Raw genomic sequence first — 17,538 nt, 5'->3', positions numbered from 1 at the left:
CCAGTCGGGCGGAGTCCTGTACTACGCCACGAGGGCAACCGGCACGGGTACGGCCCGGATCCTCGCCCACCGGCTCACCGGCAAGCAGACCCGCAAGTGGGACAAGCCGTGGGACGACCCGGCCGACGACGGGGAACTGTCCTTCGCCGACGGCCGGCTCGTCGCGGTCGGCGACGGCGTCACCATCCTGAGGAGCGCGGACGGCGCACGGCTGGGAGCCGTCGATGCCGGTGACATCACCTGCCGTACGCCGGTCCTGAAGGGCAGGGAACTCCTCTGCTCGGGCCCGGACGGCCTGACGGTCGTCGATGTGACGGCCCCGCAGAACCGCCGGTCGATCGCCGCCGGCGTGGACATCGCCTACCGGCCCGCCGTGTCACGCGACGGCAAGGTCGTGGTGAGCAGCCGGACGCGGGTGTACGCGTTCGGCCTGGCCGACGGGAGGCAGTACTGGGCGACGTACGACGGTGGCGAGGGCCTGGATGTCTCCGGCGGGCCGACCGTGGCCGGTGACAACGCCGTTGTCATGGGCGAGCAGGGGATCGACGCGTTCGCCATGGACTCCACGGAGGAGGCGGACGAAACGGGCTCGCGCCTGCCCACCGGATGGCCCGGCGGGCAGGGAGCCCGGCACGACCCGGCGTCGATCTCGTACCTCGCCCGGGGCGACGCGGTGTTCCTGAGCTTCGGCGACGGGACGGTCATCTCCGTCTACGCGCCCTGAGTCCTCCCGGACCTGACGCCCCTCGTCCGGATCAGGCCGGGCTCGCGCCTGATCCGGAGGAAAGACCCTAGTCGTCGTCCCCGTGGCGATCGCTGTCGTCGCCGTCGTCCGACCGGTCCACCGTCACCTTGCCCGTGCTCGCGTCGACGTTCAGCTCGTGCTGCTTGCCGTCCTTGCCGTGGACGTCGACCTCCCAGTGCGGCGCGCCGCCGCTCCGGCCGTCGTTGTCGTCCAGGTCGACCGATGTCACGGTCCCGGGGTTCGCCTTCAGCGCGGCGTCGACCGCCGCGTTCAGCGACACGGAGGCGGACCGGGGCGCATGCCGGTCGCGGTCGTCGTCATCGTCGGAGACGTGCTTGCCGAGCACCTTGCCGTTGCCCGCGTCCACCGTCACGTCGTGCCAGACCTTGTCGGAGCCGTACACGTCGAGCTCCCAGACGAGCCCGCCGTCCTCGTCGTCCAGCTCGGCCTCGGTGACCGTGCCGGGGACGGCTGACACGGCGGCCGAGACGGCGCCGCCGACGCCGACGCGGGCGGTGTCACCGCTTGCCGCGCTGGACCGGGTCCCGCGGTCGTGGCCGTCGTCGTCCGCGAAGGCGACCGCAGTGGCGGCTCCGCCACCGGCGAGCACGGCCGCGGTGACGGCGGCGATGACGATCTTGCGCTTCATGAGGGTTCCTCCCCGATCGGGTGGCCGGTTTCGACGAGGACCACATTGCCGGGGTGATGCTGAACGCAGCCTGAAGCCACCTGAAGCCGTCTTCAGGTTCGGTTTGCGACCCTGGGCGCATGCGCCTGTTGATCGTGGAGGACGAGAAGCGGCTCGCGACGGCCCTGGCCGCGGGGCTCACCGCCGAGGGCTTCGCCGTGGACGTGGTGCACGACGGCCTCGAAGGGCTGCACCGGGCCGCCGAGGGCGCGTACGACCTGGTCGTCCTCGACATCATGCTGCCCGGGATGAACGGCTACCGCGTCTGCGCCGCCCTGCGCGCCGCCGGACACGAGACGCCGATCCTGATGCTGACGGCGAAGGACGGGGAGTACGACGAGGCGGAGGGCCTCGACACCGGGGCCGACGACTACCTGACCAAGCCCTTCTCGTACGTCGTGCTGGTGGCCAGGATCCGGGCGCTGCTGCGGCGCCGGGGCGGCGGCACCGCCTCGCCGGTGGTCACCGTCGGTGCCCTGCGGATGGATACCGCCGCCCGCCGCGTCCACCTCGGCGAGGCCGAGATCACCCTCACCACCAAGGAGTTCGCGGTGCTGGAACAGCTCGCGCTGCGGTCCGGACAGGTGGTGAGCAAGGCGGACATCCTCGAACACGTCTGGGACTTCGCCTACGACGGCGACCCGAACATCGTCGAGGTGTACGTGAGCGCGCTGCGCCGCAAGCTCGGCGCGACCGCCATCCGCACGGTGCGCGGTGCCGGTTACCGGCTGGAGGCGCTGTGAGGTCGGTACGGGCCAGGGCCGCGCTCGGCGCCACCGTGGTGGTCGCCCTCGCGCTGATCGGCGCCGGGCTCTCCGTACTCCTCGTCCTGCGCGCCAACCTCACCGACCAGGCCGGACTCCAGGCCGAGGTGGTGGCCCGGGAAGTGGCCGGACAGCTCGCCCTCGATGTGCCGTACGACCGGCTGGAGATGCGCGACGAGGAGGACCATCCGGTCCAGGTGACGGACGAGGACGGGCGGGTGGTCGCCGTCTCCAAGGACCTCCGGGCGATCTCCGGCACCGGCACGGACCGGGTCACGCCGATCCCGGCACCGGGCGCCGGGAAGTCCGGCGGCGGGAGCGAGAACGACGGGACGGATGACGACGGGGCGGATGACAACGACGGTCACGGCATCCCGGCCCGCGGCGAAGTCGACTCCGACGAACCGGACTTCGGCAACGGCACCGCCACCGTCGACGACGAGACGGCCGACTACCGCTTCGCGTCCGTGAAGGCGACGACTCCCGCCGGGGTGACCCTGACCGTTCACGCGGGTGCCCCGCTGGCCGCCGAGCAGGAGGCCGTGGGCACGGTGCGCGGCGCGATGCTGATCGGGCTGCCGCTGCTGCTGCTCGTCGTCGCCGGGGTGACCTGGCTGGTGACCCGGCGGGCGCTGCGCCCGGTCGAGGGCATCCGGCGCGAGATGGCCGCGATCACCGCGTCCGAGGACCTGAGCCGGCGGGTGCCGGAGCCCGGTTCGCGCGACGAGATCGCCCGGCTGGCCCGTACGACCAATGAGACGCTCACCGCTCTGGAGGCCTCCGTCGAGCGGCAGCGGCGATTCGTCGCGGACGCCTCGCACGAACTGCGCAGCCCGATCGCCTCGCTGCGCACCCAGCTGGAGGTGGGCGCGGCCCATCCGGAGCTGCTGGACGTGCCGGGCGCGGTCGCCGACACCGTACGGCTCCAGGCACTGGCCGCCGATCTCCTGCTGCTGGCCAGGCTGGACGCGGGGGAGCGGCCGGGCCGTACGGTGCTGGACCTGGGCGCGCTGGTCCGCGAGGAGGTCTCGCAGCGCACCGGCGACCGGATCGCGGTGACGGTGGCCGTGACGGACTCCGGGCCGTTCGAAGTGGCCGGTTCGCGCGGGCAGTTGGCGCGGGTGATCGGCAATCTGCTGGACAACGCGGAGCGTCACGCGCGGAGCGCGGTGACCGTCTCGGTGCGTACGGCGGAGCGTGGTGACGTGGTCGTCGCCGTCACCGACGACGGGGCGGGGGTGCCGCCGCAGGAGCGCGAGCGGATCTTCGAACGTTTCGTGCGGCTCGACGACGCCCGCACCCGGGACGACGGCGGCGCGGGCCTCGGACTGGCCATCGCCCGGGACGTCGCAGCCCGGCACGGCGGCCGGCTCACGGTCGGCGACGCACGGGAGGGCGGCGCCCGCTTCGAGCTCCGGCTGCCCGGAACCGGCTGAGCACCGCCCCGTTCCGGTCAGACCTTGCCGCGTCGTCCCCGCAGATGATCCGCGACCGGGGTCAGCGCCGCGTGCAGGTTCGCCAGCGCCTGGGGCGTCAGCAGGTCGATGAAGTGCTTGCGGACCGACGCGACGTGGTGCGGCGCCACCTTGCGCATCGTCTCCGCACCGTCCTCGGTGAGAACCGCGTACAGACCGCGCCGGTCGGACTCGCAGTTCTCCCTGCGGACCAGCCCGGCGTTCTCCATGCGGGTGATCTGGTGCGAGAGCCTGCTCTTGGACTGGAGCGTCGCGGCGGCGAGGTCGCTCATCCGCATGCGCTGGTCGTCCGACTCGGAGAGGTTGACCAGGATCTCGTAGTCGTTGTTGGTCAGGCCGAACGGCTGAAGGTCCTTCTCCAGCTGGTGCATCAGCAGCCTGCTGACGTCCAGGTGGGTGCGCCAGGCGCACTGCTCCGCGTCGTTCAGCCAGCGGGTGGCCGTCTCGGTCTCCATATATGGATTCTACCTAAGAAGTTGAAAGCCGGACGAAGTGGGGAGGCGTGACGGTCCGCACCCGTCCGGAGACGGGTCCGGGTGCGGGGCGCAGACGTTCGACGTCACGCTCCGCAGACTACCGTTCACAGCCCGAAGCGACGCTGGAGGTCCCCGAGCTGACCGGGCGTACGGGGTGAGGCGCCAGGTTGACCCGCGCCGCCGGGCACCCCCGCCTGCCCCGGCACCGTGCCCGTCGGCTGCTCGGCCATCAGGATCTCGGTCGACTGGAGCAGCACCGTGCCCGCACCCACGAACTCGAACTGGTGCTCCTCGCCCGAGGTGCCCCCGATGCCGGTCAGCGACCGCAGTCCGCCCAGTACGCCGGTCATATAGCCGTGGTCGTAGTGGTGGCACGGCGAGGGGCAGTCCGCCCAGCCCACCAGGGCCTGCGGGTCGACCCGCAGCGGCGGCTCCATGAAGACCACCGGGCCGTTGGAGGCGGCCACGAACTTCCCCGTACCGATCAGGGTCAGAAAACCCGGCACGATCGACTGCTTGAGTGCCAGGGTGGGCTGGTAGGCGAGGAGATTGCCCGACCGGATCGTCAGATTCCCGTCGTCCAGGTCGTACGAGTTCACATCGAAGGCCCGGTCCGCGAGCAGCATCTTGCCGCTGCCCTCGGCCACCACCCAGTCGCTCGCGTGCAGCGGCGAGTGGAAGCTCGTACGGATCAGCCGCTCGAAGCGGCCGTGACCGATGCCGTTGAAGTCGATCCGCCCGTAATAGGCGATCATCTTGCCCTTCTGCAGGAACCACTGGCTCCCCTTGAGCTCCACGCAGAAGGTGTACGAGTTGACGTTGTCGTCCGACGGCAGCGTCATCGGGTCGAAGACCACGGGTGTGCTCACAGCTTCTCCTCCGAGGCCTGGACGTACACCGCGCCACTGCCGCTCAGCTCCAGCTGGAACGCCTCGCCGGAGCCGCGCCCCACCATGTCGCGCCAGCCGAGCGCGGTCGAGAGCTTGTTCCGTACCTCGCCGTGGTGCGCGACATACGCCTGCGGGTCCACATGCACATCGCGGCCGGGCGTGATCGGCAGCTCGATCACCCCGCCGTGGGCCATCACCGCGACCGCGCCGTGGCCCTTGAGGGTGGTGGTGAACAGGCCCTGACCGGTCACCTGGCCGCGCACCATGCCCATCACGCCGCCCTGCGAGCCCATGAACATCGTGCCCTGCTGGAGCGTCCCGTCGAAGGCGAGCAGCCGGTCGGCCTCCACGTAGAGGGTGTCCCCGGCCAGGTTGATCACCTGGATGTGATGGCCGCCGTGGCCGAACATCACCGTTCCGCTGCCCTCGACCGTCATCAGCGGGGTCGCCTCGTTGGCCACCCGCCGGCCGATCATCGACATCACACCGCCCTGGCCGCCCTGGATGTTCGGCGTGAACGACACCTCGCCGCGGTAGGCGAGCATCGCGCCCCGCTGGCTGTACATCTTCTGGCCGGGAACCACCGTCGCCTCGACCATCTTCGAGTTGATCTCGCGGAACGGCATCAGACATCGCCCCCGATGGTGTTCCGCTCGCTCGGCTGGACGTAGACCACGCCCTCGCCCTCGAACCGGATCTGGAAGGACTCCCCGGAGCCCTCGCCGATCACCGTCCGGAAGTTCACGCCGGACTGGAAGTGCTGCTGGAGACTGCCCTGGTGGGCGATGTAGGCGCCCGGGTCGACGAACAGCGGGTACTGGGCCGAGACCCGCAGCGCCACCGCCGCGCCGTCCGACACGATCGCCACCTGGCCGGTGCCCTCGACGGTGGTGGTGAACAGGCCGTTGCCGCTCGCCCCGCCGCGCAGGCCGGTGAAGGTGGTGCCGGTGCGCAGCCCGGCGTCGGTGCACAGCAGATTGCTCGCCTCGACGTAGAGCTTGTCGCCGTGCAGCGAGACGAGGTTGATCTCGCTCGCGCGGTCCGCGAAGTAACAGGTGCCCTGGCCGGTCACCTCCATCACGGACATCTGCTCGCCGGTCAGGCGCCGGGTCACCATGCCGCGCAGCCCGTCACCGCCGCCGGTCATCTTCTTGAACGTCATCCGGCCGTCGTAGGCGACCATCGAACCGTTCTTCGCCTTGACGGCGTCGCCGGCCAGGTCGACGGCGAGCGTTCTGCTGCCTTGGAGTCGGAACATTGCCACGGAGCGACGTTAACGGCAGACCCCCGGCCGGGACAGGGTCCGAGGGAGGATCCGGCCCCCTGAACCGCCCCTGATACGCACCCGGTACCGGACCCGTACGCAACCGGGACGTATCCCTTGCCCGGCGCGGACACGCCCCGGGGCCCCCGGCGCCGAGCACCGCCCGCGACGATGCCACAATGGGTCGAGCTTGTGCCTGTATTCACAAGCTGTCACCGTCCTCCCACCGAAGGTGCCCCCCGTGGACATCAAGACCGCTACCGCCCTGCACCGGCTGCGCCTCATCTCGATTCCCGAGGCGCTCTCCTTCCCGGCCCTGATCATCTTCGGCTCGGTCCTCAGCCGGGTCTCCGACATCGACTTCCTGATGATGCCGCTCGGCATCGTGCACGGTGTGCTCTTCGTGATCTACGCCGTCCTGCTGCTCGACGTCTGGGCCAAGACCAAGTGGCCGCTGAAGCGGGTCGCGCTCTTCTTCCTGCTCGCGCTGCTGCCGTTCGGCGGGTTGTACGGCGACAAGCTGCTCAAGCGCTACGAGGCCGACGGCGTCATCGCGGCCCGCGCCCGCCGCGAAGGCGTGGTCAGCGCGTGATCGTCGCGTTCTCGGTCAGCCCGCTGGGTGTGGGTGAGGACGTCGGTGAGTACGTCGCCGACGCCGTCCGGGTCGTCCGCGAGTCCGGGCTGCCCAACCGCACGGACGCCATGTTCACCTCCATCGAAGGTGAATGGGACGAGGTGATGGACGTCGTCAAGCGGGCCGTCGCCGCCGTCGAGGCCCGTGCCGGACGCGTCTCCCTCGTGCTGAAGGCCGACATCCGCCCCGGGGTCACCGACGGCCTGACCTCCAAGGTCGAGACGGTCGAGCGGTATCTCGCCGGGACGGACTGACGCCCCGTCCGTCCGCGTGACCCGACGAGCCCCCGGCCCCACCCGGCCGGGGGCTCGTCTCACTCCGGGGCGCGGTGCTCCGGAACGGCCAGGGCGATCCCGAGCGGCGTCCGCTCGTACAGCACCTGATGTCCGTACCGGCGCGAGGTGAGCAGCCCGGCCGCGCGCAGCACCGACAGATGCTCCGACACGGAGGAGGGCGCGAGGCCCAGCCGGTGCGCGAGCGCGCTGGTGCCGGCCGGCTCGTCGAGCGCGCACAGCACATCGGCCCGCCCCCGGCCGAGCAGCCGGGCGAGCACCTGCGGGGTGCGGTCGGCGGGCTCCGTCCACAGCCCGCCGATCCCGCGTGCCGGGTAGATGATCGCCGGCTGCCACGGCGGCTCGAAGCCGCTGACCGCGTCCGGCCAGCAGAAGACGCTGGGAATCAGGACGAGCCCCTGCCCGCCCAGGACCCGGGTGTGCCGGCCACGCGTCCCGACGATGGTGAGCGTCGACTCCGACCAGCTCAGCTGGGGGCTCAGCTCACCCAGCAGCCGCTCGAAACCGACCGCGGCCAGCCGCCGCGAGTGGTAGGCGATGTCCGCCTCCAGCAGGGCGCGCAGCCGCGGCCAGTGCGGCTCGACCAGCACCCGCCAAACCTGCTCCAGCAGATCGGCCAGCTCCCGGGCGGTCCGGGCCGGATCGGCGAGCATCGCCCGCCCGACGCGGGAGTGCAGCACCTCCGGCCGGTCCGCCAGTGCCAGTGCGAGGTCCTGGCGGGCGAGTTCGGGATCGACGGACCGCACACCCGCGATCTCCTCCTCGAAGGTGGTGACCGGCCCGGACGGCGGCGGGCTGAAGAAGTCCGGGTTGTGGCCGTGCCGCGCCATCAGCAGCCACAGCGGACGGAGATCGAGCCCGGCGGCCGCGTCCCGGATCAGCCGGAGCCACGGCAGGTGGTAGCCCTGCCGCTCGGGCTGGGCCAGGACCCGCACGGCGGCCTGGGTCTCCCAGAGCGGTGAGAGCGCGAACCGGCAGCGGAGCAGGTCGCCCTCGTCGAGATGAAGATGGAACGGCATGCGCGGCCCCCTGCCCGCCGACTTTCGGTGTGGGCCGAAAGTCTACGGAGGAACCGCCCCGGCCCAGCAGGCTGCCGTCCATGCCGACACACGACGAAAACCCTGTGGACCGCCCGCGAGACGCGGCGGAGGCGACGACCGTGTCCCCCGTGTCCCCCGCTTCCCGCGGCTACGGTCCCGTCTTCGCGGTGCGGGAGTTCCGGGCGGTCTTCCTCGCCCATCTGCTCTCCCTGCTCGGTGTCGTCGTCAGCGAACTCGCGCTGACCGTCCTCGTGTACGGCCTCACCGGATCGCCCCTGCTCAGCGCCCTCACCTTCGCGCTCGGCCTGCTCCCATACCTCGTCGGAGGCACCCTCTTCGCCGGGGTCGCCGACCGGTATCCCGCCCGCCGGGTCCTCGTCGTCTGCGATCTGATCTGCGCGGGCTGCGTCACCGTGATGGTGCTGCCGGGCACCCCGGTCGGCGGACTGCTCGCGCTGCGCTGCGTGATCGCCGCCGTGTCACCCGTCTTCACCGGGACCAGGATGGCCGCGCTGACCGACATCCTGGGCGAGGGCGATCTCTACGTACTCGGCCGCTCGCTGCTCCGGATCGTCTCGCAGAGCGCGCTGCTCGCCGGCTTCGGTCTGGGCGGTGTGCTGCTCGCCGTACTGTCCCCGCGCGGCGCGATCACGGTCACCGCGGTGACCTTCCTCTGCTCGGCGGCCCTGCTCCGCTTCGGCACCCGCGACCGGCCGGCCAGGTCCGGCGGCGACGGCGGCGGCGCCCTGCTGAGGGAGTCGCTCTCCGGCGCCCGTACCGTCCTCGCCGACCGCAGGATCCGCGGGCTGATGCTGCTGTTCTGGCTGCCCCCGATGTTCGTCGTCGCACCGGAGGCGCTCGCCGCACCGTACGCGGACGAGATCGGCGTGGGACCGGTCGCGCTCGGCCTGCTGATGTGTGCGATGCCGGTCGGACAGATCGCCGCCGAACTGTACGTGGGTACCGCGCTGACCCCCCGCCGGCGCTCCCTGATCGTGCTGCCGGTCGCCGCCGCGGGACTGCTGCCGCTGGTGGCGTACGGGTTCCGCCCCGGCATGGCCGTGACCGTGCTCGCGCTGGCCCTGGCCGGGGCGGGGTCGGCCTACGTCATCGGCCTCGACCAGTGGCTCGTGGCCGCCGTACCGGAAGCGCTCCGCGGCCGGGCCATGACCCTGCTCACCGCCGGACTGATGACGCTCCAGGGCGTCGGCATGGCCCTCGCCGGGCTCGCCGCCGAATTCCTCCCCGTGCATCAGGTGGTCGCCGCGGCGGGAGCGACGGGCACCCTGTGCCTGCTGCCGCTCGTCCTGGAAGTCAGGAGGACCGCACCCACCGGTCGTATTCGGACCGAAGTTCGAGACGGGGCTGACCAGCATATGACCAGTGGGTAAGGTCGGTGGCGTGCCGAAGCCGCTCAGTCTCCCCTTCGATCCCATCGCCCGCGCCGACGAACTCTGGCAGCAGCGCTGGGGCCCCGTGCCCTCGATGGGGGCGATCACCTCGATCATGCGCGCCCAGCAGATCCTGCTCGCCGAGGTCGACGCGGTCGTCAAGCCGTACGGACTGACCTTCGCCCGGTACGAGGCGCTGGTGCTGCTCACCTTCTCCAAGGCCGGTGAGCTGCCGATGTCCAAGATCGGTGAGCGGCTGATGGTCCATCCCACCTCCGTCACCAACACCGTGGACCGGCTGGTGCGCTCCGGCCTGGTCGCCAAGCGCCCCAACCCCAACGACGGCCGCGGCACCCTGGCCTCCATCACCGAGAAGGGCCGCGGGGTCGTCGAGGCGGCGACCAGGGACCTGGTGGCCATGGAGTTCGGGCTCGGCGTGTACGACGCCGAGGAGTGTGCGGAGATCTTCGCCATGCTGCGCCCGCTGCGGATCGCCGCCCACGATTTCGAAGAGGCGTAGAGAAGAGGCGCGGGGGGCGTAGAACGGCGCTTCGAGAGCCCGGCCCGCTGCAAGATCGCCCCGGACGTCCGGTTACGCTCGATGCCATGAAACGCAGTGTGCTGACCCGGTACCGGGTGATGGCCTACGTCACCGCCGTCATGTTGCTGGTGCTCTGCACCTGCATGGTCTTCAAGTACGGCTTCGAGATGGGCAAGGATCTGACGCTCGTCGTCTCCCAGGTCCACGGTGTGCTCTACATCATCTACCTGATCTTCGCCTTCGACCTCGGCTCCAAGGCGAAGTGGCCGATGGGCAAGCTGCTCTGGGTGCTGGTCTCCGGCACCATCCCGACGGCCGCGTTCTTCGTCGAGCGCAAGGTCGTCCGCGAGGTCGAGCCGCTGATCGTCGACGGCGCCCCCGCGACCGCCGAGGCCTGACCGGCCGGACCCCGGTCCGCGCCGCCCGAACCGCCCCGTGCGAAGCACCGGGCGGTTTGCCATCGACATTTACTAGGACGTCCTAGTAAATTCGATTGTATGGACGCTGACGCGATCGAGGAAGGCCGCCGCCGCTGGCAGGCCCGTTACGACAAGGCCCGCAAGCGTGACGCGGACTTCACCACACTCTCCGGGGATCCGGTGGAGCCCGCGTACGGCCCCCGCCCCGGGGACACGTACGAGGGGTTCGAGCGGATCGGCTGGCCCGGCGAGTACCCCTTCACCCGGGGGCTCTACCCGACCGGCTACCGCGGCCGGACCTGGACCATCCGCCAGTTCGCCGGCTTCGGCAACGCCGAGCAGACCAACGAGCGCTACAAGATGATCCTCGCCGCGGGCGGCGGCGGGCTCAGCGTCGCCTTCGACATGCCGACGCTGATGGGCCGCGACTCCGACGACCCCCGTTCGCTCGGCGAGGTCGGGCACTGCGGCGTGGCCATCGACTCCGCCGCCGACATGGAGGTCCTCTTCAAGGACATCCCGCTCGGCGACGTCACCACGTCCATGACGATCAGCGGACCCGCCGTCCCGGTCTTCTGCATGTACCTGGTCGCGGCCGAGCGCCAGGGCGTCGACCCGGGCGTGCTCAACGGCACGCTCCAGACCGACATCTTCAAGGAGTACATCGCGCAGAAGGAGTGGCTCTTCCAGCCCGAGCCCCATCTGCGCCTCATCGGCGACCTGATGGAGCACTGCGCCCGCGACATCCCCGCCTACAAGCCGCTCTCCGTCTCCGGCTACCACATCCGCGAGGCCGGGGCGACGGCCGCGCAGGAGCTCGCCTACACCCTCGCCGACGGCTTCGGCTACGTGGAGCTCGGCCTCTCCCGCGGTCTCGACGTCGACACCTTCGCGCCCGGTCTCTCCTTCTTCTTCGACGCGCACCTCGACTTCTTCGAGGAGATCGCCAAGTTCCGCGCGGCCCGCCGGATCTGGGCCCGCTGGATGAAGGAGACGTACGGCGCGAAGACCGACAAGGCGCAGTGGCTCCGCTTCCACACCCAGACCGCCGGTGTCTCGCTCACCGCCCAGCAGCCGTACAACAACGTCGTGCGGACGGCCGTCGAGGCGCTCTCCGCGGTCCTCGGTGGCACCAACTCGCTGCACACCAACGCCCTCGACGAGACCCTCGCGCTCCCCTCCGAGCAGGCCGCCGAGATCGCCCTGCGCACCCAGCAGGTGCTGATGGAGGAGACCGGCGTCGCCAACGTGGCCGACCCGCTGGGCGGTTCCTGGTACGTCGAGCAGCTCACCGACCGGATCGAGGCCGACGCCGAGAAGATCTTCGACCGGATCAAGGAGCGCGGCACCCGGGCCCACCCGGACGGGCAGCACCCCATCGGGCCCATCACCTCCGGCATCCTGCGCGGCATCGAGGACGGCTGGTTCACCGGCGAGATCGCCGAGTCCGCCTTCCGCTACCAGCAGTCGCTGGAGAAGGGCGACAAGCGGGTCGTCGGCGTCAACGTCCACCACGGTTCGGTCACCGGCGACCTGGAGATCCTGCGGGTCAGCCACGAGGTCGAGCGCGAGCAGGTCAGGGTGCTCGGCAGCCGCAAGGACGCCCGCGACGACGCCCGGGTCAAGTCGGCGCTGGACGCGATGCTGGCCGCCGCCCGCGACGGCTCCAACATGATCGCGCCGATGCTCGACGCGGTGCGGGCCGAGGCCACGCTCGGCGAGATCTGCGGGGTCCTGCGCGACGAGTGGGGCGTCTACACGGAGCCGCCCGGCTTCTGACGCCCAGCCTGCGGGGCGGAGGCCGCCGCCCCCAGCCCCGCGAGCAGCAGCACGGTGAAGCGCCGGGCCCAGTCCGCGTCGATGGGCTCGGCGCTCACCAGGGCCCGGTGCACGACCGCACCGGCGATCACATCGAAGATCAGATCGGCGGTCGTCGACGCCGCGGCCTCGTCCTGCTCGATGGGCAACTCCCCGCGTTCCTGGGCTCGTTGGCGACCCTGGAGCACCAGCCGCTTCTGCCGGTCCACGATCGAGTCGCGGATCCGGGTCCGCAGCGCCTCGTCGCGCGTCGACTCCGCGACCACCGCCATCAGCGCCGTCCGGGTCTCCGGCCGTTCCAGCAGCGCGGCGAACTGCAGCACCACCGCCTGCACATCGGCCGACAGGCTGCCCAGATCGGGGAGTTCCAGTTCGTCGAAGAGGACCGCGACGGCGTCCACGACCAGCTCGTTCTTGCCCGCCCACCGCCGGTACAGGGTCGTCTTGGCGACCCCGGCCCGCGTCGCCACATCACTCATCGTCAGCTTCGACCAGCCGAGGTCCACCAGGGAGGCCCTGGTCGCCTCCAGGATCGCTTCATCGGCCGCGGCGCTGCGCGGACGTCCCGTTCGAAGGGGTCGGGGGTGGCTGCGGCTCAGCATGCCGCGACCATACCGGTCAGTAAGTAGAACCGGCCGGTCCCGATCGCCGTGAGAGAGATCACCGATCGCACCTGTGCGCGAGCGGTGCCGGGCAGTTACGCTACGGGTCGTAGCGTAAGGACGACGGTGATGCCGTCGTGACGCCACAACCGATTGACAGCCACAGGCACCGGGTGGGGACCCGGCGCCGAAACGGGTCTTTCAGGGGCCCTCGGACCGTGTCTGTCCGTGCCCCCCGCACACCGGCGGGGGCGGCGGACGGGCGCGGTTCCCGTATCGCTTTCCGGATCGGCGCACCGAGGGGGGAGGATGTACGTATGCAGCCTAGGAACATGTCCATGAGCGGCGTCGTCGACCTCGCCGCGGTGAAGGCGGCCGGCGAGGCCAAGGTGAAGGCGGAGCAGGCCCGTGCCGAGGCCTCCCGGCAGGGTGGCGGCGGTGCCGTACCGCCCTCCGCCCTGGTGATCGATGTCGATGAGGCGGGCTTCGAGAACGATGTCCTGCAGCGTTCCGCCGAGGTCCCGGTCGTCATCGACTTCTGGGCCGAGTGGTGCGAGCCGTGCAAGCAACTGGGCCCGCTCCTGGAGCGCCTGGCCCATGAGTACAACGGCCGCTTCGTGCTGGCCAAGGTCGATGTCGACGCCAACCAGATGCTGATGCAGCAGTTCGGCATCCAGGGCATCCCGGCGGTCTTCGCCGTCGTCGCCGGGCAGGCCCTCCCGCTCTTCCAGGGCGCGGCCCCCGAGGCCCAGATCCGGCAGACGCTGGACCAGCTGATCCAGGTCGGCGAGGAGCGGTTCGGGCTCACCGGGATCGTGGTCGACCAGGACGCCGCCGGCGCCGCCGACCAGGCCCCGGCCGAGGCGCCCGCGGGGCCGTACGACGCCCTGCTCGAAGCGGCCGTACAGGCCCTGGACGCCGACGACTTCGCCGGTGCCGTCCAGGCGTACAAGAACGTCCTGTCCGACGACCCGGCCAACACGGAGGCCAAGCTCGGCCTCGCCCAGGCCGAACTCCTCTCCCGGGTCAAGGACATGGACGCGCAGCGGGTCCGTGAGGAGGCCGCCGCGAAGCCGGCCGATGTCACGGCGCAGCTCGCCGCCGCCGATCTGGATCTGGTCGGCGGTCATGTCGAGGACGCCTTCGGCCGGCTCGTCGAGACGGTGCGGCGCAACTTCGGCGACGACCGGGACACCGCGCGGGTGCGGCTGCTGGAGCTGTTCGAGGTGATCGGCCCCGACGATCCGCGGGTCGGTGCCGCGCGTTCGGCGCTGGCGCGGGTCTTGTTCTGATGTGACAAGCGGTCGCGGTCTCCTCCGGGGGCCGCGGCCGTTTTCGCGAGCGGACGATAAGAGACGCCTCTGCTTTACCAAATCTTGATAAAGCCAGGGCCTGTTACTCGCAGTAAATCGATCACTTGGATCTGTCCGTATTGACGCATCGATCCCCCCTTTCGTCCTTCGCCCCGGCGCCACCCTGTGTGGCCGGGTGGTACCAGCCGGTCGCGCATCGGTTATCGGGCCGTTACTAGCGAGTAACGAACCCCCTTGTGTCACGGGCGGGAATGCACCACGATCGGCCACGCTCGGTCCAATAACGCCAGCCCGGCTGCCAGTCGGTGCGGCGGCCCCGTTGGGTCCCCACCGAGTGGGCCGGCGGCAGTGGCGCCGGCTCCGGACAGGGGGGTTCCTGTCGTCCGGCAGGGCCTGTCCGAACAGGTTGCGCGAACGCGTGGCCAGTGGTTGTCGCTCGGGGGTGATCGCCGGTGATTCGGACGCGGTTCATGCCTCCGTCCGCAGGCGCTCTCCTTGCCGAGGACGTAGCACTTCTCCCATCCCAGGACGGGCCCAGGCCCGGACCGGAGATGTACGTCCGAGAAGGAGGAAAATTATGAGTTCCCAGGTTCGTGGCGGCACCAGATGGAAGCGTTTCGCTCTGGTGATGGTGCCGAGCGTCGTCGCGACCGCGGCGGTGGGTGTCGGTCTCGCGCAGGGTGCCCTCGCGGCGTCCTTCAGCGTGTCCGGCCAGAGCTTCAAGGTGCGTGCGGACAAGCTCGTCGGCCATGACTTCGTCCAGTACGGCAGCGTCGCTACCGGCAAGGACCTCAAGGGCAACGACGCGGCGCACGCCGTGGCCGTGTCCGGCTTCAGCGATGCCACGATCACCAACATGTGCCAGTCGGTGGTCACTCCGAACCTTCCGTTCGGCCTCGGCAACGTCACGCTGCAGCTGAATGCGGGTACGGACCCGAAGAAGCCGGTCAAGGCGACCAACCTGTACCTCGACATCGCCGAGCTCGACGCCGACGCGTACTTCGAGCACATCGACATCGGTGTCGCCGCGGGAGACGTCGGCAAGCCCGGCATCCAGTCCGGTACCGAGAAGAAGGTCAACCCGAACGGTTTCGCGCAGCGCGCCGAGTCGGCGACGCTGACCAACGTGAAGCAGACGGCGTGGGCGACCACCGCCGGCACGTTCAAGCTCAGCAACCTGAGCCTGCGCCTGCACAGTGGCGTCAAGGAGTGCTACTAAGCACCCCGCCCGGGTGGCCGGAGCGCTCCTGCGGGGACTCCGGCCGCCCACCTTTTCTCTTCTCACAGCAGTACCGGTTCCAGGGAGCTGTTTTCCATGAGCCCCGAGTCCACAGGGCAGAACGAGCACTACCTCCGCGTCTTCTGGCGGAGATTCCGCACCTGGCGGGGTAACCGGCCGTTCTGGGCGGGCCTGTTCACCATGGTGGGTGGTGTACCCATCGCCTATTTTCCGTACGCCAACATGCACCTCGGCAACGTCACACTGGCGATGTCCACGACCGCCGGTGCCGGATCCCTGATCATCGGGATCCTGCTCGTCACGCTGGGCCTCACCATGTGGTTCCACCACATCGTGAGAGTGTTCGCCGGAGTCGCCGCGATCCTGCTGGCGCTGATCTCCATACCGGTCGCCAACATCGGTGGGTTCCTGATCGGCTTCCTGTTCGCTCTGCTGGGTGGAGCGCTCTCCGTCTCCTGGGCCCCGGGCGAGCCGGAGTCCGAGCTCGCGCCGGTCGGCGCGGCGGGGGAGAAGTCCGCCGAGAACGGCCACGGGCCGGAGTCCGGACCCGAGTTCCACAGCACGGCAGCGGTGCCCCAGCAGCAGCCGGAGCAGTACGACACGACAGTTGAGGTCGACGGCGGGAGGCATCGTGCGGGGTGACGAGAGGCAGCTGAACTCGACCGGGGAAAACCTCGGGACGAGAAGCGGACCGCGCCACGCGGCTCCCAGGAAGTCCTTGCTGACGAAGCTGCACATTCCCGCGGGCAAGGCATTCGCGCTCGCCGCGATGCCGACGGCCGTCTTCGTGGGCATGGGGCTCACCCCCAAACTCGCGCTGGCCGACGACAGCTCCGACATTCCCTTCGCGCCCGGCCCCTGTGTGACCCGCTCCGACGAGCCGAGCGAGTCGCCCTCCCCGTCCGCGTCGCAGTCGAAGTCGCCGTCCCCGTCCTCCTCCGCGACCGGATCCGGTGACAAGGGCGACGCGGCGACCCCGAAGCCCTCGACGACCCCGTCCGCGAGTGACGCGGCGGAGCCGAAGGCTGCCGCGGCCGACGCTCCGGCAGCCACGCCGAGTGCCTCGCCCACACCCACGAAGTCGACGAACCCGCTCGACCCGCTGGGCGTCGGCGATGCGCTCAAGGACCTCTTCGACGGACCGGACAAGGAGACGGCGAGCCCGTCCCCGAGCGCGAGCACCGCGTCCCCGAAGCCGACGCGGACCGACACCGCCGAGAAGCCCGTCGAGAAGGCCACCGACGCCGCGAAGGAGACGGCAGACAGGACCGCCGCCGCCATCCGCGAAGCCGCCGACCGGGCCGGCAAGCCGGTCAAGGAGCTCGACGACGGAGTCAAGGGGCTCGACGCCAAGAAGGACGAGGACATCCCGGACGGCGCCAAGGAGCGCTTCCCGTGTCCGACCGCCGACCCCGAGGCGCTGGCCGCGGCCGACCTGGAGACGGGCGTCCCGCTGCTCCCGGACGACCCGTGGATCCTGGAGAGCTCGATGCTCACCCTCAACGGGCTCGACTACAAGGGCATCGTCGAGGTGAAGACGTACGGCGGCACCGTCAAGAAGGTGCTGAAGTTCACCGCGAGCTCCATCGACATCGACAACCTGCACCAGAAGACGGTCGGTCCGGCCGGTACGACGGGCCATGTCGAGGCGCGGAAGGGCTCCAAGTCCACCATCCGCAACGGCACGGTGACCATGTACACGGAGGAGCTGAAGGGCAACCTCTTCGGCCTCATCCCGGTCACGTTCAGCCCGGAGACACCGCCTCCGCTGAACGTACCCTTCGCCTTCTTCACCAAGGTCACGGTGACCCAGGCCGGCCAGTTCGGCGGCTCGCTCAAGGTTCCCGGGCTGCACAACTACTTCACCGGCGGCAACAACTAGCCACTACGGACCAGTTGTGGGCCGCACCCCTCGGGGAGTGCGGCCCACAGTCGTGCTCACGGG

The 17,538-nt window shown here is 70.4% G+C and carries 20 protein-coding genes; 13 read left to right on the top strand and 7 right to left on the bottom strand.

The window, feature by feature from the left end; translation table 11 throughout:
• On the top strand, positions 1–724 hold a 724-nt coding region (locus ABZY11_RS26840), incomplete at its 5' end, for a PQQ-binding-like beta-propeller repeat protein (protein WP_356481588.1).
• 67 nt (positions 725–791) lie between these two features.
• Here the strand turns inward: ABZY11_RS26840 and ABZY11_RS26835 are convergent.
• Positions 792–1,394 carry a PepSY domain-containing protein gene (locus ABZY11_RS26835; protein ID WP_356481587.1) on the bottom strand — a complete coding sequence of 201 codons (603 nt, stop codon included), beginning with the start codon at positions 1,392–1,394 and terminating at the stop codon, positions 792–794.
• A gap of 119 nt (positions 1,395–1,513) precedes the next feature.
• On the opposite strand from ABZY11_RS26835, the gene ABZY11_RS26830 reads away from it, so the two are divergent.
• A complete protein-coding gene (locus tag ABZY11_RS26830; RefSeq protein WP_356481586.1) occupies positions 1,514–2,176 on the top strand; it encodes a response regulator transcription factor in 663 nt (220 codons plus the stop codon).
• Positions 2,173–3,633 carry a HAMP domain-containing sensor histidine kinase gene (locus ABZY11_RS26825; protein WP_356481585.1) on the top strand — a complete coding sequence of 487 codons (1,461 nt, stop codon included), beginning with the start codon at positions 2,173–2,175 and terminating at the stop codon, positions 3,631–3,633. Before ABZY11_RS26830 ends, ABZY11_RS26825 begins: the two co-directional genes overlap by 4 nt.
• Positions 3,634–3,650: 17 nt before the next feature.
• Here the strand turns inward: ABZY11_RS26825 and ABZY11_RS26820 are convergent, their stop codons facing one another.
• The 4 genes from ABZY11_RS26820 to ABZY11_RS26805 all read right to left on the bottom strand — a co-directional run bounded on the left by ABZY11_RS26820 (position 3,651) and on the right by ABZY11_RS26805 (position 6,296).
• Positions 3,651–4,127 (bottom strand): MarR family transcriptional regulator, encoded by a 477-nt coding sequence (locus ABZY11_RS26820; protein WP_356481584.1) that lies wholly within the window; start codon positions 4,125–4,127, stop codon positions 3,651–3,653.
• Between the two features lie 125 nt (positions 4,128–4,252).
• Positions 4,253–5,017, bottom strand: coding sequence for an AIM24 family protein (locus ABZY11_RS26815; protein WP_356481583.1), 765 nt, complete (start codon positions 5,015–5,017; stop codon positions 4,253–4,255).
• Positions 5,014–5,664, bottom strand: coding sequence for an AIM24 family protein (locus tag ABZY11_RS26810; RefSeq protein ID WP_356481582.1), 651 nt, complete (start codon positions 5,662–5,664; stop codon positions 5,014–5,016). The genes ABZY11_RS26815 and ABZY11_RS26810 overlap by 4 nt, the downstream gene beginning before the upstream one ends.
• Positions 5,664–6,296 (bottom strand): AIM24 family protein, encoded by a 633-nt coding sequence (locus tag ABZY11_RS26805; protein ID WP_356481590.1) that lies wholly within the window; start codon positions 6,294–6,296, stop codon positions 5,664–5,666. The genes ABZY11_RS26810 and ABZY11_RS26805 overlap by 1 nt, the downstream gene beginning before the upstream one ends.
• Positions 6,297–6,543: 247 nt before the next feature.
• Here ABZY11_RS26805 and ABZY11_RS26800 point away from each other — a divergent pair, with 247 nt between their 5' ends.
• Entirely contained in the window at positions 6,544–6,894 is a 351-nt protein-coding gene (locus ABZY11_RS26800) for a DUF3817 domain-containing protein (RefSeq protein WP_356481581.1), read from the top strand.
• A complete protein-coding gene (locus tag ABZY11_RS26795; RefSeq protein WP_356481580.1) occupies positions 6,891–7,190 on the top strand; it encodes an MTH1187 family thiamine-binding protein in 300 nt (99 codons plus the stop codon). The genes ABZY11_RS26800 and ABZY11_RS26795 overlap by 4 nt, the downstream gene beginning before the upstream one ends.
• A 59-nt stretch (positions 7,191–7,249) precedes the next feature.
• On the opposite strand, the gene ABZY11_RS26790 is transcribed toward ABZY11_RS26795, so the two are convergent.
• On the bottom strand, positions 7,250–8,248 hold the full coding sequence (locus tag ABZY11_RS26790) for a DUF5937 family protein (protein WP_356481579.1): 999 nt from the start codon (positions 8,246–8,248) through the stop codon (positions 7,250–7,252).
• A gap of 80 nt (positions 8,249–8,328) precedes the next feature.
• On the opposite strand from ABZY11_RS26790, the gene ABZY11_RS26785 reads away from it, so the two are divergent.
• The 4 genes from ABZY11_RS26785 to ABZY11_RS26770 all read left to right on the top strand — a co-directional run bounded on the left by ABZY11_RS26785 (position 8,329) and on the right by ABZY11_RS26770 (position 12,399).
• Entirely contained in the window at positions 8,329–9,660 is a 1,332-nt protein-coding gene (locus tag ABZY11_RS26785) for an MFS transporter (protein WP_356481578.1), read from the top strand.
• A 10-nt stretch (positions 9,661–9,670) separates the two neighbouring features.
• A complete protein-coding gene (locus ABZY11_RS26780; protein ID WP_356481577.1) occupies positions 9,671–10,180 on the top strand; it encodes a MarR family transcriptional regulator in 510 nt (169 codons plus the stop codon).
• An 86-nt stretch (positions 10,181–10,266) separates the two neighbouring features.
• Complete coding sequence (locus tag ABZY11_RS26775) at positions 10,267–10,599, top strand: DUF3817 domain-containing protein (RefSeq protein ID WP_356481576.1); 333 nt, start codon at positions 10,267–10,269, stop codon at positions 10,597–10,599.
• Between the two features lie 99 nt (positions 10,600–10,698).
• A complete protein-coding gene (locus ABZY11_RS26770) occupies positions 10,699–12,399 on the top strand; it encodes a methylmalonyl-CoA mutase family protein (protein ID WP_356481575.1) in 1,701 nt (566 codons plus the stop codon).
• Here ABZY11_RS26770 and ABZY11_RS26765 read toward each other — a convergent pair.
• Positions 12,375–13,040 (bottom strand): TetR/AcrR family transcriptional regulator, encoded by a 666-nt coding sequence (locus tag ABZY11_RS26765; protein ID WP_356481574.1) that lies wholly within the window; start codon positions 13,038–13,040, stop codon positions 12,375–12,377. The genes ABZY11_RS26770 and ABZY11_RS26765 overlap by 25 nt on opposite strands.
• Before the next feature lie 317 nt (positions 13,041–13,357).
• Here ABZY11_RS26765 and ABZY11_RS26760 point away from each other — a divergent pair, with 317 nt between their 5' ends.
• The 4 genes from ABZY11_RS26760 (at position 13,358) to ABZY11_RS26745 (ending at position 17,475) form a co-directional block, all read left to right on the top strand.
• Complete coding sequence (locus ABZY11_RS26760; protein ID WP_356481573.1) at positions 13,358–14,332, top strand: tetratricopeptide repeat protein; 975 nt, start codon at positions 13,358–13,360, stop codon at positions 14,330–14,332.
• A 598-nt stretch (positions 14,333–14,930) separates the two neighbouring features.
• Positions 14,931–15,572, top strand: a complete 642-nt coding sequence (locus ABZY11_RS26755; protein ID WP_356481572.1) for a DUF6230 family protein — start codon at positions 14,931–14,933, stop codon at positions 15,570–15,572.
• 96 nt (positions 15,573–15,668) lie between these two features.
• Positions 15,669–16,235, top strand: a complete 567-nt coding sequence (locus ABZY11_RS26750) for a DUF6114 domain-containing protein (RefSeq protein ID WP_356481571.1) — start codon at positions 15,669–15,671, stop codon at positions 16,233–16,235.
• Positions 16,225–17,475: a hypothetical protein gene (locus ABZY11_RS26745; protein ID WP_356481570.1), complete on the top strand. Its 1,251-nt coding sequence runs from the start codon at positions 16,225–16,227 to the stop codon at positions 17,473–17,475. The genes ABZY11_RS26750 and ABZY11_RS26745 overlap by 11 nt, the downstream gene beginning before the upstream one ends.
• Positions 17,476–17,538 lie beyond the last annotated feature (63 nt).

The organism is Streptomyces sp. NPDC006510 (genome assembly GCF_040611955.1).
GTDB lineage: Bacteria > Actinomycetota > Actinomycetes > Streptomycetales > Streptomycetaceae > Streptomyces.
The sequence above is the reverse complement of the archived record's forward strand: the minus strand, read 5'-3'. Positions and strand labels throughout refer to the sequence as shown.

Coding starts and splice junctions, on each gene's coding strand:
- ABZY11_RS26835 (WP_356481587.1), bottom strand. CDS start 1,394: ATGAAGCGCAAGATCGTCATCGCCGCCGTCACCGCGGCCGTGCTCGCC.
- ABZY11_RS26830 (WP_356481586.1), top strand. CDS start 1,514: ATGCGCCTGTTGATCGTGGAGGACGAGAAGCGGCTCGCGACGGCCCTG.
- ABZY11_RS26820 (WP_356481584.1), bottom strand. CDS start 4,127: ATGGAGACCGAGACGGCCACCCGCTGGCTGAACGACGCGGAGCAGTGC.
- ABZY11_RS26810 (WP_356481582.1), bottom strand. CDS start 5,664: ATGCCGTTCCGCGAGATCAACTCGAAGATGGTCGAGGCGACGGTGGTT.
- ABZY11_RS26805 (WP_356481590.1), bottom strand. CDS start 6,296: ATGTTCCGACTCCAAGGCAGCAGAACGCTCGCCGTCGACCTGGCCGGC.
- ABZY11_RS26790 (WP_356481579.1), bottom strand. CDS start 8,248: ATGCCGTTCCATCTTCATCTCGACGAGGGCGACCTGCTCCGCTGCCGG.
- ABZY11_RS26785 (WP_356481578.1), top strand. CDS start 8,329: ATGCCGACACACGACGAAAACCCTGTGGACCGCCCGCGAGACGCGGCG.
- ABZY11_RS26775 (WP_356481576.1), top strand. CDS start 10,267: ATGAAACGCAGTGTGCTGACCCGGTACCGGGTGATGGCCTACGTCACC.
- ABZY11_RS26770 (WP_356481575.1), top strand. CDS start 10,699: ATGGACGCTGACGCGATCGAGGAAGGCCGCCGCCGCTGGCAGGCCCGT.
- ABZY11_RS26765 (WP_356481574.1), bottom strand. CDS start 13,040: ATGCTGAGCCGCAGCCACCCCCGACCCCTTCGAACGGGACGTCCGCGC.
- ABZY11_RS26760 (WP_356481573.1), top strand. CDS start 13,358: ATGCAGCCTAGGAACATGTCCATGAGCGGCGTCGTCGACCTCGCCGCG.
- ABZY11_RS26755 (WP_356481572.1), top strand. CDS start 14,931: ATGAGTTCCCAGGTTCGTGGCGGCACCAGATGGAAGCGTTTCGCTCTG.
- ABZY11_RS26750 (WP_356481571.1), top strand. CDS start 15,669: ATGAGCCCCGAGTCCACAGGGCAGAACGAGCACTACCTCCGCGTCTTC.